Here is a 12,529-nt window from a genome sequence, read left to right as displayed (position 1 = left end):
GGCTCGGTCGTCGGCGGGCTCCTCAGAACACCGGTGGGTTCAGCTCCACCGAACGGACGGCGGCGGCGAGCGCGAGCGGGTCGCCCACGTCGAGCGCCGTGTCGGTGAACTTGATCGTGTGGTCGTCGCCGTGCGCGGCCGCCCGCGCGAAGACCTCCTCGGCGGTCAGCGACGTGGGCGCGGCGGACACCGCCTCGCCCGGCGTGTACGCGGCCGTCACCGCGGCCGCCGCCGTCCACGCCGCCGCCAGGCTCGGCGCCCACAGCTCGCGGGGGAGCGCCGGGAGGGCGCGCAGGACCGCGTTCGGCGCCGTCGCCGCGTGGACCAGCATGATCGGCTCGCCGTGACCGTGGGTCGCGTACCGGTGCGTCGTCGCCGCCACCAGCTCCACAAGGAGCGCCCTCGCGGTCTCCGGATCCGGGGCCGCGCCCCACACCGGGAACCCCGTCAGCTGTCCGAGCCGCTCCCGGATCCCGCCGTCCTGCGCGGGAACCGGCGGTACGGCGTCCAGGGCGGCCGCCGCCGAGGGCGCCGCGGCCAGCGGGCTGAGCGGGGGCAGCGGCTGGTGGCGGGCCGCCCAGTAGCCGAGCGCGTGCGCCAGCTCGGCGCGGCGCGGGGCCGTCTCCTCGCCGGACGACAGGAGGGTCCGTACGGCATGCCCGGTACGGATCACGGGATGCGTCGCCCCGCCCGCGATGCCCGGCAGCAGCCGGGGCCACCAGGTGGCGAGGACCTCGCGCCAGGGGCGTCCGTCGAGCTCGTGCCCGAAGAAGCGGGTCCAGTCGGTGATCCGGGCGGGGTCGCCGAGCGCCTCCCGCCAGTTGTCCGCCGTGACGGGGAGGGACGGGGGAGGCAGCTCCTCCAGCTTGTGCGCGTACCGGTCGAGCCAGCGGTGCACGGCCGGGGCCCGGCCGTGGCGGACCAGGGCCTCGACGGCCATCGGGGCGTGATTGCTGAGCCAGCCGTTGCGCTCGGGGCCGGTGGTGTGGAGGCGTTCGAGGGCTTCGTCGAGGGTGCCGGTGGTGTCGTCGCTCATCTCGGTCATGCCTCTCGTCTCGGTCATGCCGCTCGCATTGCTCATGGGGGCGACGCTAGGGCGGGGGCGGGCGCGGCGTAACGGGCTGGCGACCTAGTCCGCGAGTCCGAGGCCGCCTCAGCCCGGCAGGCGCCCCCCGAGGGGGCGTCCCGGAGGGGGCGTCCGGAGGGGCAACCTCCTCCCCCCTTCCGGCGTCTTGAAAGGCGACGCCGCATGTGATCGCGGTCTCACCGACGGTGTGGTCGGGGGCCCCGCGAGCGACGCTGGATCACCCTCCGTGCCCGGTCTGACCTGCACCTCCGTGGGTGTCGGCGGCATGCCCGCCGTGGGCGACGGCCGCGCAGGATACTGCATGATCGCGAAAATCCATGTGCCGCGTGGGAATTCTGTCCTGATTCCAGTCGTTGTTTCCGTCGGATGCAGGGCACTCGCAAGGGTGTCGCGACCTACTCAGCAAGGGAGCACGCATGGCAACCCGTGCCGTCGCCCGTCGTCAGACCTCCGCCAAGAGCGGGGCCGCACGGGCAAGCAGCGTTCGCGCCGTGGGCGGGGAGATCGCCGACCGCGACCTGGTCGGCATGTACCTCGACGAGATCGCGCGCACGCCCCTGCTCGACGCCGCCAAGGAGGTCGAGCTCTCGCAGACGATCGAGGCGGGGGTCTACGCCCAGCAGATCCTCGACGGTGAGGTCCGGAGCGAGGCGGGCGGCGCGTCCCGCGAGGAGCTCGAAGCGCTGGTCGCGGAGGGCGAGCGTGCCAAGGACCTCTTCATCAAGTCCAACCTGCGGCTCGTGGTGGCCGTCGCCCGGCGCTACCCGCGCAGTGGGCTGCCGCTGCTCGACCTGATCCAGGAGGGGAACGCGGGCCTGGTGCGCGCGGTCGAGAAGTTCGACTACGCGAAGGGCTTCAAGTTCTCGACGTACGCGACCTGGTGGATCCGCCAGGCCATCACCCGGTCCATCGCCGACCAGTCCCGCACGATCCGGCTCCCCGTCCACCTGGTGGAGGAGCTCGGCCGGATCCGCCGGGTGCAGCGCGAGTTCAACCGGGAGAACGGGCGGGAGCCCGAGCCCGCCGAGATCGCCGCCGAGCTGGGCTCGACGCCCGAGCGGGTCGTCGACGTCCTGGACTGGTCGCGCGACCCGGTCTCGCTGAACATGTCGGTGGACGACGAGGGCGAGACGCAGTTCGGCGACCTCCTGGAGGACACGTCGGCGATCTCGCCGGAGCAGTCGGTGCTCACGCTGCTGCGCAGCGAGGAGCTCGACGACCTCATCGACAAGCTCGACCACCGCACGGCGTCGATCATCCGGATGCGGTACGGGATCGAGGACGGCCGCGAGCGGACGCTGACCGAGGTCGGCAAGGAGCACGGCCTGACGAGGGAGCGGATCCGTCAGATCGAGAAGCACGCCCTGATCGAACTCAAGAAGATGGCCCGCGACACGGGCTTCGATGCGGCGGCCTGAGCCCGGACCTGGACCCGGGGCCGCCATGGCCCGGGCCCGGCCCCGAGTCCTAACCTCGCGTCGATGCCGACAGACGGCCCGCCAGGTCCTCCACATACGCGTGGAGGGCGGGCGGGCCGTGGATCGTGAAGGGCGCGTCCACCAGGGCCAGGCGCAGTGCCAGCCATTCCACGGAGTCCGTCGCGCGGGCGCGCAGCCGGCAGCTGGCGGGCCCCGTCTCCGTCGGGACCAGATGCGACGGGAGGCGCGCGGTGACGAAGTCGGCGGGGGCCTCGAAGCTGACGTCCAGGTCCATCTCGGGCTGGGCGCGGGACATGGAGCGGAGCAGGAGCTGCGCCGCGTCGCCGGCCGGCAGCTCGCGCGGCGTGAAGCGGGCGCCGGTGGCGAGCGGTTCGCTCACCCGGTCCACCCGGAAGGTGCGCCAGTCCTCGCGCCCCAGGTCGTACGCCACGAGGTACCACCGGTGCCCGGTGGAGACGAGCCGGTAGGGCTCGACCAGGCGTTTCGTCTCGGCGCCGTCCCCCGCCCGGTAGCCGAAGCGCAGCTTCTCCCGGCCGGTGACCGTGCCCGCGAGGGCGGTGAGCGTGGCCGGTGCGACCGTGGCCCCGTCGCCCCGGGTGAGCGGGATCGTGGCGTTCTGAAGGGTGGAGACCCGGTGCCTGAGGCGTGCGGGCAGCACCTGTTCCAGCTTCGCGAGAGCCCGCACGGAGGCCTCCTCCACGCCCTCGATCGCGTGTCCGGCCCCCGCCCGCAGGCCGACCGCGATGGCGACGGCCTCCTCGTCGTCGAGGAGGAGCGGCGGCATGGCCGTACCGGCGACGAGCCGGTAGCCGCCGACCGCGCCGAGCGTCGCCTCGACGGGATAGCCGAGGTCACGGAGCCGGTCGATGTCCCGCCTGATGGTGCGCGGGGAGACCGAGAGCCGTTCGGCGAGCTCGCTTCCGGGCCACTCGCGCGGGGTCTGGAGGAGCGAGAGCAGATTCAGGAGTCGTGCCGGAGTGTCCGTCATGCCCTCCAGGATGAGGCCGATCTAGGACACGAGCTGACCTAGATGACTTCTATCTTCTTCGTATGAGTTCACACGACGCCGTCACGGAAGCGGCCCCCGTCGACGAGGTTCCCGCCGGCCCGAGCGACAAGAGGCGCTGGATCGCCCTCGCCATCGTCATGACGGCCGCCTTCATGGATCTGGTCGACGCCACGATCGTCAACATCGCGATCCCCAGCATCGAGCAGGACCTCGGCGCCTCCTCCGGGGCCATCCAGTGGATCACCGCCGGCTACGCCCTCGCCTTCGCGACCGGGCTGATCACCGGCGGCCGGCTCGGGGACATCTACGGCCGCAAGCGGCTCTTCCTCCTCGGCACCGCCGCCTTCACGCTCGCCTCCGCGCTCTGCGGCTTCGCCGCCAACTCGGAGATGCTGGTCGCCTCCCGCCTGCTCCAGGGCGCGGCGGCGGCGATGATGGTGCCGCAGGTCCTCTCGATCATCCACGTCACCTTCCCCGCGCACGAGCGCGGCAAGGTCTTCGGGATGTTCGGCGCGATCATCGGTCTCGGCGCGGTCTCGGGCCCGCTGCTCGGCGCGCTGCTCACGGAGTGGAACATCGCGGGTCTCGAGTGGCGCCCGATCTTCCTCATCAACCTGCCGGTCGGCATCGCGGGCCTGCTCCTGGGGAGGAAGTTCATCACCGAGTCGAAGGCGCCGAAGGCGCTCCGGCTGGACATCGTCGGCATGCTCCTGGTGGCGGCGGCGCTCCTGATGCTGATCTACCCGCTGACGCGTGGCCGTGAGCTGGACTGGCCGCTGTGGGGCCATCTGATGATGATCGGCAGCGTGTTCGTCTTCGCCGCGTTCGTCGCGTACGAGAAGCACAAGACGAAGAAGGACGGTTCGCCGCTCGTCGAGCTGTCGCTGTTCAGGGTGAAGAGCTTCGCGGCCGGCATCGCGGTGCAGCTGACCTTCGGCGTCGTCCTTGGCATCTTCTTCCTGGTCTGGACGCTGTACATGCAGGTCGGCCTCGGCTGGAGCGCGCTGAAGGCGGGTCTCACGGGGGTGCCGTTCTCGGTGGCGGTCTCCGTGGCGGCCGGGCTCTCGGTGCAGAAGCTGGTGCCGCGCTTCGGCCGGAAGGTGCTCCAGGCGGGAGCGCTGACGATGATCGCGGGCGTCCTCCTCTACTTCTTCGAGGCGGGCCGGTACGGGACCGGGATCGGGCCCTGGCAGATGGTCCCGCCGCTGGTGGTCATGGGTCTGGGCATGGGCCTCATCGTGGCGCCGCTGACGGACGCGGTCCTCTCCGAGGTGCCGAGGGAGCACGCGGGTTCGGCCTCGGGCCTCATCAACACGACGGGCCAGATGGGCAACGCGCTGGGGCTCGGCCTGGTGTCGGTCTTCTTCTTCGGCGTGATCGACGACTGGAACGTCCGGCTGCCGTCCGAGGTGGGGCCTGCCTTCACCGACGCCTTCCAGAACTCGCTGGGCTGGGCGGCGGGCGTCCTCGCGGTGATCTTCCTGGTGATGTTCGCCCTGCCGGCGAAGCCGAAGCAGCACCTGGAGGGCGGCGATGACGACACCGACGCCGTGGGGTTCGAGAAGGAGCCGGTGCTGACGCACTGAGCGGCCGCGATCGCCGCCCCTGAAGGGCCCTGGGCCCCGGGAATCCTCCCGGACCCGGGGCCCTTCGGCGTACGCACCCCACGGCACATGTCCGTTCGTGCCCGTTTCCGTGCCCGAGTCCGTTTACTTTGCGGAAACTCGGGCGTAGCCTGACCCTGAAACCACAGGTTCGGGCATCGAAACGGACGTAAACCCCCTATGTACGCACCCGAGCGTCAGCAACAGATCCTGCGGCTCGCCCGCGAGGGCGGACGCGTCGACGTCCTCTCCCTCGCCGAGGAGTTCCAGGTCACCGCCGAGACCGTGCGGCGCGACCTCAAGGCCCTCGACCGGGCCGGCCTCGTCCGCCGGGTGCACGGCGGCGCCATCCCCGCCGGTTCGCTCGACTTCGAGCCCGACCTCACCGAACGCGAGTCCACCGCCGCCGACGAGAAGGACCGGATCGCCCGGGCCGCCCTCGCCGAACTGCCCGAGGAGGGCAGCGTCGTCCTCGACGCCGGTTCGACCGTCGCCCGCCTCGCCGCCGAGATCCCCCTCGACCGCGCGCTGACCGTCGTCACCCACGCCCTCCCCGCCGCCGCCCGCCTCGCCGACCACCCCGGCATCGACCTCCACCTCGTCGGCGGACGCGTACGCCACCGGACCCGCGCGGCCGTCGACGCCTGGGCGCTCCGGGCGTACGGGGAGATCCGCGCCGACGTCGCCTTCCTCGGCGCCAACGGCTTCTCGGCCGGGCACGGACTCACCACCCCCGACCTCGCCGAGGCGGCCGTCAAGCGCGCGGTCGTCGCCGCCGCCCGCCGTGTCGTCCTCCTCGCCGACTCGGGCAAGCACGGCCAGGAGCACTTCGCCCGCTTCGGCGACCTGACCGACGTCGACCTGCTCATCACCGACAGCGGCCTCAGCCCCGAGGACGCCGCCGCCATCGAGGCGGCGGGAACGGAAGTCGTCCGCGCATGATCCTCACCGTCACTCCGAACCCCTCCCTGGACCGGACGTACGAGATCCCCGCTCTGGCCCGCGGTGAGGTACTGCGCGCCGGCGCCGAACGCATGGACCCCGGCGGCAAGGGCGTCAACGTCTCCCGGGCCGTCGCCGCCGCCGGACACCGCACCGTCGCCGTCGTCCCGCTCGGCGGAGCCCCCGGCGCACTCGTCGCCCAGCTCCTCGCCGGACAGGGCATCGAGGTCGCCCCCGTCCCCGTCGCCGGACACACCCGCTCCAACATCGCGCTCGCCGAGTCCGACGGCACCCTCACCAAGGTCAACGCACCGGGCCCGCGGCTGACGGAGGAGGAGTCGGAGACCCTCCTGACCACCGTCGGCGCGTACTCGCCCGCCGCCGATTGGATCGCCTGCTGCGGCAGCCTCCCGCGCGGTCTCACCGCCGAGTGGTACGCCCGGCTCGTCACCCGCGCGCACGGCGCCGGCGCCCGGATCGCCCTCGACACCTCGGGCCCGTCCCTGCTCGCGGCACTCACCGCCCGCCCTGACGTCGTCAAGCCCAACGCCGACGAACTGGCGGAGGCCGTCGGCCGTCCTCTCCTCACCGTCGGCGACGCCGTCAAGGCCGCCGAGGAACTCCGCGGACTCGGCGCGGGCGCCGTCCTCGCCAGCCTCGGCGCCGACGGACAGCTCCTCGTCTCGGCGGCCGGCGTCTGGTACGGCCACGCCACCGTCTCCGCGGTCCGCTCCGACGTCGGTGCGGGCGACGCCTCGCTCGCCGGCTTCCTCGCGGCGGGCGGCGAGGGCCCCGAGGCCCTGGCCGCGGCCGTCGCCCACGGCGCCGCCGCCGTCCAGCTGCCGGGCAGCGAGATGCCCACGCCGGGCGACCTGGACCCGTCGGCGGTCACGGTGACCTCCGACGTACCCCTCGACCGAGTACTCAGTGAGCAAGGGAGCCCGCGATGAGCAGGATGATCACCGCGGACCTGGTCGACCTCGACCTGTCCGCCGACAGCAAGGAAGCGGCGGCCCGTTCGCTCGCCGAGCGCATGGTCGCCCTCGGGCGGGTGACCGACCTGGACGGCTTCCTCGCGGACGTCGCGGCCCGGGAGGCGCAGATGCCGACCGGCCTCGACGGGGGCATCGGCATCCCGCACTGCCGCAGCGCCCATGTCACCGAGCCGACCCTCGCCTTCGGCCGCTCGGCCGCCGGTGTCGACTTCGGCGCCCTGGACGGCCCGGCGGACCTGATCTTCCTGATCGCCGCCCCGGCGGGCGCGGACGACGCCCACCTGACGATCCTCTCCGCCCTTGCCCGCCACCTCATGGACGAGGAGTTCACGAGCGCCCTGCGTACGGCGACCTCCCCGGCGGGGGCGGCGGCGCTGATCGCGGGGGAGGAAGCTCCTGAGACGGAGACGGAGAGGGGACCTGAGGAGCCGACGGGCGTGCCGGCCGCACCCGCGCCCGGGGAGCCGACGGCGGCGCCGGCCGCTCCCGTGGCCGAGGAGCCGTTCCGCATCGTCGCCGTCACCTCCTGCCCCACCGGCATCGCCCACACCTACATGGCCGCCGAGTCCCTGGAGAAGGCCGGGCAGGTCGCCGGTGTCGAGGTGGTCGTCGAGACACAGGGATCCGCCGGGTTCACCCGGCTCGACCCGGCCGTCGTCGCCGCCGCGGACGGCGTGATCTTCGCCCACGACGTGCCCGTACGGGAGAAGGAACGGTTCGCCGGGAAGCCGACCGTCGACGTCGGCGTCAAGGCCGGCATCAACCGGCCCGCCGAACTGATCGCCGAGGTCCGGGGCAGGGCCGAGCGCGGCGAGGTCTCCGCCGGATCCGCCGCGAGGCCCACGCCCGTCGAGAACGCGGGCGAACCGCACGAGGGGTACGGCACCAAGCTCCGCAAGTGGCTGATGTCCGGCGTCAGTTACATGGTCCCGTTCGTCGCCGCCGGCGGTCTGCTCATCGCCCTCGGCTTCGCCATCGGCGGCTGGGACATCGACAAGGCCCCGTCCGTCACCGAGTACTTCGCCTGGGGCCAGGCCGACAGCTGGGCCGCCCTGATGTTCCAGATCGGCGGTCTCGCGTTCAGCTTCCTCGTACCGGTCCTCGCGGGATACATCGCGTACGGGATGGCCGACCGCCCGGGACTCGTCCCCGGCTTCGTCGGCGGCGCCATCGCGCTCACCGTCAACGCGGGCTTCCTCGGCGGCCTCGTCGCCGGTCTGCTCGCGGGCGCCACCGTCCTCGCCATCCAGCGGGTGAGGATCCCCACCGTCCTCAGGGGCGTCATGCCGGTGGTCGTGATCCCGCTGGTGTCCTCGATCGCCGTCGGCTTCCTGATGTTCCTCGTCGTCGGCAAGCCCATCGCCTCGCTGCAGAAGGCGCTCACCGACTGGCTGTCCGGGCTCTCCGGCGCCAACGCGGTCATCCTGGGCGTCATCCTCGGCCTGATGATGTGCTTCGACCTCGGCGGCCCGGTCAACAAGGTCGCGTACGCCTTCGCCGTCGGCGGCCTCGCGAACCCCAACGAGGGCTCCCTCAAGGTCATGGCCGCGGTGATGGCGGCGGGCATGGTGCCGCCGCTCGCGATGGCCCTCGCCACGGTCGTGCGGGGCAGGCTCTTCACCCGGACGGAACGTGAGAACGGCAAGGCGGCCTGGGTGCTCGGCGCCTCGTTCATCTCCGAGGGCGCGATCCCCTTCGCCGCAGCCGACCCGTTGCGGGTCATTCCGGCGGCGATGGCCGGCGGCGCGGTCACGGGCGCCCTGTCGATGGCCTTCGAATGCACCCTGCGGGCCCCGCACGGCGGCCTGTTCGTGATCCCGCTGATCGGCAACCCGTTCCTCTACCTGCTCGCGATCGTCGCGGGCACGGTGGTGAGCGCCGGTCTCGTCATCCTCCTCAAGGGGATGCGCGGGACCGCCCCGGAGGGGGAGCCCGCCCGGGCCGTCGACACGAGGGTGACCGTGGCGGCCTGACCCCCGGCCCCTGGACAGGAGGGGCCGGACCGGAGGGGCGGTGCGCATCGTGAGCGCACCGCCCCTCTGTCGTGCCCTGGGTCGTTACCGGCCCGTCAGGGGCGGGTCAGGTTCGGCACGGCGAGGTTCCGTGCCGTCCCGGAGGGCAACGCGCGCGTGAACTTGTTCGCGCGGAGCGCCAGCGGGGTCGGTGTCGACTGCTGGAACCAGCCCTCGTCCCAGACGAAGGCGTTGCCCATGATGTCGCCGTGCGTCTGCCAGACCTGGCCGCCCGTGGTGACGACCTTGACGAACGCGTCGTTGCCCTGGGCCTCGATGGCGATGCCGCAGACGCCCGTCGGGTAGTTGGCGTTCGCGGGGTCCGTCATGGTGGCGACGGCGTTGGTGAGGTCCTGCCAGACGATCGTCCCGCCCGGCACGCTCGCCTTCCCGACGAAGGACTTGCCGCCGGTGAGCACCGCCTGGAAGTCCTCGGTGGCCGAGGGGCTGTACGTGTCGATGTCGGAACAGGGGCCGGTGGCTCCTGTGGCGCCGGTCGCACCCGTGGCACCGGTCGCACCGGTTGCTCCTGTGGCGCCCGTGGGGCCTGTGGGTCCGGTGGGCCCCGTGGGGCCGGTCGCGCCGGTCGCACCTGTGGCACCCGTCGCTCCCGTGGGCCCCGTCGCTCCCGTCGGCCCCGGCGGCCCCGTCGGGCCCACCTTGCACTCGGAGCCGCCGCCCGTGGCCGCGCGCTGGGCGCCGGGCTCCTGGCCCTCGAGGAGCGGCCGGATCTGCCGGTCCAGGAACGCCTGGAGGTCGTCGGCCGGCGACGATCCGCCCTGGGCGGCATGGCGCGGGCCGTTCTGCTCCCACGGCGGAGGGCCGCTCTGCTCCCACGGCGGCGGACCGTCCTCGTGGTGCGGCGGCGGGCCGTCCTCGTGGTGCGGGGGACGCTCCTCGCAGTGGTCGCCCGTGGCAGGGCCCGTCAGCGACGCGCCCGCCGTGCCCGGTTCGGGCAGGACGGCGGCCGTCGCCGGTGAGGCGAAGCCCGTGAGAACGAGTGCGACCGAGGCGATGGCCCCGCCGGCGAGCCAGGGGCGTCGACGGGGGAGCGGGCCGAGAGGGGACCTGGTCCTGGCATCAGGACGCATGCAGTGCTCCTTCCTCCACCGGATCCGAGCCGGTGCGAGTGAGATCCAAGGAAGCGGAATTCTCGCTTCCGTTAATCGGATCATCGGAACGTGACGGCCCGTTCTTGATGGTCTCGCGCCACTCTCCACGCCATGGCCTAGCGCGGACAGCCGAATGGATGCGTACACGACGGCGAACTCGGAACGGCCCCTCGGCGCGCCTCCGAGGTCCCCTGGAGTGCCCTCCCTAAGGTCGCCCACCCGATCGCTCCCCCACCCGCTCCCTCCGCCCCCACCGGAAGTGGTGTTGCCGTGAAGCCGTCCATCTGCCTGTGCATGATCGTCAAGAACGAGGCCGCCGTCATCGAGCGCTGCCTCGCCTCCGTCCGCGGGATCGTCGACAGCTGGGTCATCTCGGACACCGGGTCCACCGACGGCACCCAGGAGCTGATCAGGACCGCCCTCGCCGGCGTTCCCGGCGAGCTGCGCGAGGAGCCGTGGGTGAACTTCGGCCACAACCGCAGCCTGAACATCGCGCACGCCCGCGGCCGGGCCGACCACCTGCTGCTCCTCGACGCCGACCATGTCCTCCGGCAGGAGGGCCCGCTGCCCGCGCTCACCGCCGACGCGTACATGATCCGCCACGAGGGCGCCCTGGAGTACCGCATCAAACGCCTGGTCAGGGGCGATCTCCCCTGGCGGTACGAGGGCGTCACCCATGAGTACCTGACGGCCGACCGGGACCACGTCCAGGAGAACCTGGACGCCCTCGTCATCGAGGACTACGCCGACGGGGGCTCACGCCACGACAAGTTCGAGCGGGACGCCCGGCTCCTGAGCGCCGAGCTCGACCGCGACCCGGGCAACCCCCGTACCGTCTTCTACCTCGCGCAGACGCTCCGCGACATGGGCCGCCCCGACGAGGCCGTCGCACTCTACGAACGGCGTGCGGCCATGGGCGGCTGGGGTGAGGAGGTCTACTACTCCCTGCTCCAGTCCGGCGTCCTCCGCGCCGAGTCCGGCGACTGGCCGGCCGCGATGGACGCCCTCACCCGGGCCTGGGAGGCGCGGCCGGGACGCCTCGAAGCCTGTTACGAGCTGACGGCGCGGCTGCGCAAGATGAGCCGCTACCAGGCCGCGCACGCCGTCGTCTCCGCCGTCCTCGACCGGGAGCCGCCCGACGACCTGCTCTTCACCCAGCCGTGGGTGTACCGGTGGGGGCTGCTCTTCGAGTACTCGATCACCGCGTACTGGGTCGGCGACCACGCCGCCTCCCTCGCCGCCTGCGACCGGCTGCTCGCCCTCCCCGAGCTGCCCGCCACCTACCGCGAACAGACCCGCCGCAACCGGGCCTTCGCCCTCGACCGCCTGGCCGAGGCGGCCATCCCCGCGCAGGTCTGACCGGCGCGGGGAACGGCAGCCGTGTGGTATGCCACGGCTGGACGCGCGAGCGTCAGCGGACCCGGGAGCGCGACTCCATCGCCTCGCGGGCCGCGCCCTCGGACTCGTACACCTCGCACATGTGCCGGCCGTCCGGCGTCGACGTGTGCTCGACCTCCCAGAGGCTGACCTCGCTTCCGTCGAGCAGCAGGAACTGGTGCTCGTAGAGGGTGAAGCCGGCGTCCCGGCCCCCTTCCACGGGGGAGTGGCGCCCGAACGCCTGGGTGATGTGGTGGGCGAAGGCCAGCCGGAGCCGGCGGGCCGTCCGCTCGCCCGGCCGGTCCGCGTTCTCCGCGCGCCGCAGGACGCGGCGCGCGTGGTCGGCGGAGTTGTCCGGCTCGTACATCCGGGGCTGAGCGGGTATCGGGCGGGCGAGCAGGGCGCTCAGGAGCGCCATGGCCTCGTCGTCCTCGTCCTCGCCGAGGGCGCGGCCGTCGGAGCGCTCCGCGCTCCAGCCCGGCAGGGACTCGGACGGAAGACGCGAGGCGGCGAGCCGCGCCTCGGACTCCTCGGCGTACAGCTCGTGCTGCTCGGTGCCGTCCCGGCCGGCGTTGTGCGTGAGCTCCCAGAGCGAGAGCGCGCTGCCGTCGCCGAGCAGATACGTGTGGCGGTAGGTGGAGCGGTGCAGCGACGCGCTGTGGTGCGAGGAGTACAGCGCGCTGGAGTGGGCGAGCGCCGTGCCGAGGCGCTCGACGGTCGAGTCGGGCAGGTCGAAGGAGTTGAGCGCCCGGCCGAGGAGCCGCTCAATGTGCGTCTCGGTCGTCTCGTAGGGATCGTGAGGATCCTGCGGATCGTTCAAGAGGGTCTCCAGGCCGTCGCCGCATGTCACTTGGTGCTTGCTTAACGTAGTCCCTGGGTCTGACATCGTGTCCGGGGTTCCGGAAAACGAAGGGCGCCAGGGGGAAGTTCCCGCCCCGGGCGGGCCGCTCCG

At 72.7% G+C, this 12,529-nt stretch carries 10 protein-coding genes; 6 read left to right on the top strand and 4 right to left on the bottom strand.

Translation table 11 applies throughout. The features are described from left to right. Positions 1-22: 22 nt before the first annotated feature. A complete protein-coding gene (locus ACZ4VK_RS25015) occupies positions 23-1,081 on the bottom strand; it encodes a questin oxidase family protein (protein WP_468355966.1) in 1,059 nt (352 codons plus the stop codon). A 422-nt stretch (positions 1,082-1,503) separates the two neighbouring features. On the opposite strand from ACZ4VK_RS25015, the gene ACZ4VK_RS25010 reads away from it, so the two are divergent. Beyond that, complete coding sequence (locus tag ACZ4VK_RS25010) at positions 1,504-2,505, top strand: sigma-70 family RNA polymerase sigma factor (protein ID WP_468355963.1); 1,002 nt, start codon at positions 1,504-1,506, stop codon at positions 2,503-2,505. A 49-nt stretch (positions 2,506-2,554) separates the two neighbouring features. Here ACZ4VK_RS25010 and ACZ4VK_RS25005 read toward each other — a convergent pair whose 3' ends face one another. Continuing rightward, positions 2,555-3,514, bottom strand: coding sequence for a helix-turn-helix transcriptional regulator (locus ACZ4VK_RS25005; protein ID WP_468355960.1), 960 nt, complete (start codon positions 3,512-3,514; stop codon positions 2,555-2,557). Between the two features lie 62 nt (positions 3,515-3,576). Between ACZ4VK_RS25005 and ACZ4VK_RS25000 the strand changes: the two genes are divergently transcribed. The 4 genes from ACZ4VK_RS25000 (at position 3,577) to ACZ4VK_RS24985 (ending at position 9,049) form a co-directional block, all read left to right on the top strand. Then, positions 3,577-5,121, top strand: a complete 1,545-nt coding sequence (locus tag ACZ4VK_RS25000) for an MFS transporter (protein ID WP_468355958.1) — start codon at positions 3,577-3,579, stop codon at positions 5,119-5,121. A gap of 198 nt (positions 5,122-5,319) precedes the next feature. Continuing rightward, positions 5,320-6,081, top strand: coding sequence for a DeoR/GlpR family DNA-binding transcription regulator (locus ACZ4VK_RS24995; protein ID WP_468355955.1), 762 nt, complete (start codon positions 5,320-5,322; stop codon positions 6,079-6,081). Next, a complete protein-coding gene (gene pfkB, locus ACZ4VK_RS24990; protein ID WP_468355952.1) occupies positions 6,078-7,031 on the top strand; it encodes a 1-phosphofructokinase in 954 nt (317 codons plus the stop codon). Before ACZ4VK_RS24995 ends, pfkB begins: the two co-directional genes overlap by 4 nt. After that, the gene (locus tag ACZ4VK_RS24985) at positions 7,028-9,049 is read left to right on the top strand and encodes a PTS fructose transporter subunit IIABC (RefSeq protein WP_468355949.1); all 2,022 of its coding nucleotides are present in this window, start codon (positions 7,028-7,030) and stop codon (positions 9,047-9,049) included. The genes pfkB and ACZ4VK_RS24985 overlap by 4 nt, the downstream gene beginning before the upstream one ends. A gap of 95 nt (positions 9,050-9,144) precedes the next feature. Here ACZ4VK_RS24985 and ACZ4VK_RS24980 read toward each other — a convergent pair whose 3' ends face one another. Then, positions 9,145-10,179 (bottom strand): hypothetical protein, encoded by a 1,035-nt coding sequence (locus ACZ4VK_RS24980; RefSeq protein ID WP_468355946.1) that lies wholly within the window; start codon positions 10,177-10,179, stop codon positions 9,145-9,147. 291 nt (positions 10,180-10,470) lie between these two features. Between ACZ4VK_RS24980 and ACZ4VK_RS24975 the strand changes: the two genes are divergently transcribed. After that, on the top strand, positions 10,471-11,559 hold the full coding sequence (locus tag ACZ4VK_RS24975) for a glycosyltransferase (RefSeq protein WP_468355943.1): 1,089 nt from the start codon (positions 10,471-10,473) through the stop codon (positions 11,557-11,559). Between the two features lie 52 nt (positions 11,560-11,611). Here the strand turns inward: ACZ4VK_RS24975 and ACZ4VK_RS24970 are convergent, their stop codons facing one another. Further along, positions 11,612-12,463, bottom strand: a complete 852-nt coding sequence (locus ACZ4VK_RS24970) for a DUF6227 family protein (RefSeq protein ID WP_468355940.1) — start codon at positions 12,461-12,463, stop codon at positions 11,612-11,614. Positions 12,464-12,529: the final 66 nt, after the last annotated feature.

It is taken from the genome of Streptomyces sp. NPDC028711, assembly GCF_055565415.1.
This window is presented reverse-complemented; position numbering and strand designations above follow the sequence as displayed.

Excerpts from the sequence above, each read along its gene's own strand:
- ACZ4VK_RS25015 (WP_468355966.1), bottom strand. The coding sequence starts at position 1,081 with ATGAGCAATGCGAGCGGCATGACCGAGACGAGAGGCATGACCGAGATG.
- ACZ4VK_RS25010 (WP_468355963.1), top strand. The coding sequence starts at position 1,504 with ATGGCAACCCGTGCCGTCGCCCGTCGTCAGACCTCCGCCAAGAGCGGG.
- ACZ4VK_RS25005 (WP_468355960.1), bottom strand. The coding sequence starts at position 3,514 with ATGACGGACACTCCGGCACGACTCCTGAATCTGCTCTCGCTCCTCCAG.
- ACZ4VK_RS25000 (WP_468355958.1), top strand. The coding sequence starts at position 3,577 with ATGAGTTCACACGACGCCGTCACGGAAGCGGCCCCCGTCGACGAGGTT.
- ACZ4VK_RS24995 (WP_468355955.1), top strand. The coding sequence starts at position 5,320 with ATGTACGCACCCGAGCGTCAGCAACAGATCCTGCGGCTCGCCCGCGAG.
- pfkB (WP_468355952.1), top strand. The coding sequence starts at position 6,078 with ATGATCCTCACCGTCACTCCGAACCCCTCCCTGGACCGGACGTACGAG.
- ACZ4VK_RS24985 (WP_468355949.1), top strand. The coding sequence starts at position 7,028 with ATGAGCAGGATGATCACCGCGGACCTGGTCGACCTCGACCTGTCCGCC.
- ACZ4VK_RS24980 (WP_468355946.1), bottom strand. The coding sequence starts at position 10,179 with ATGCGTCCTGATGCCAGGACCAGGTCCCCTCTCGGCCCGCTCCCCCGT.
- ACZ4VK_RS24970 (WP_468355940.1), bottom strand. The coding sequence starts at position 12,463 with ATGTCAGACCCAGGGACTACGTTAAGCAAGCACCAAGTGACATGCGGC.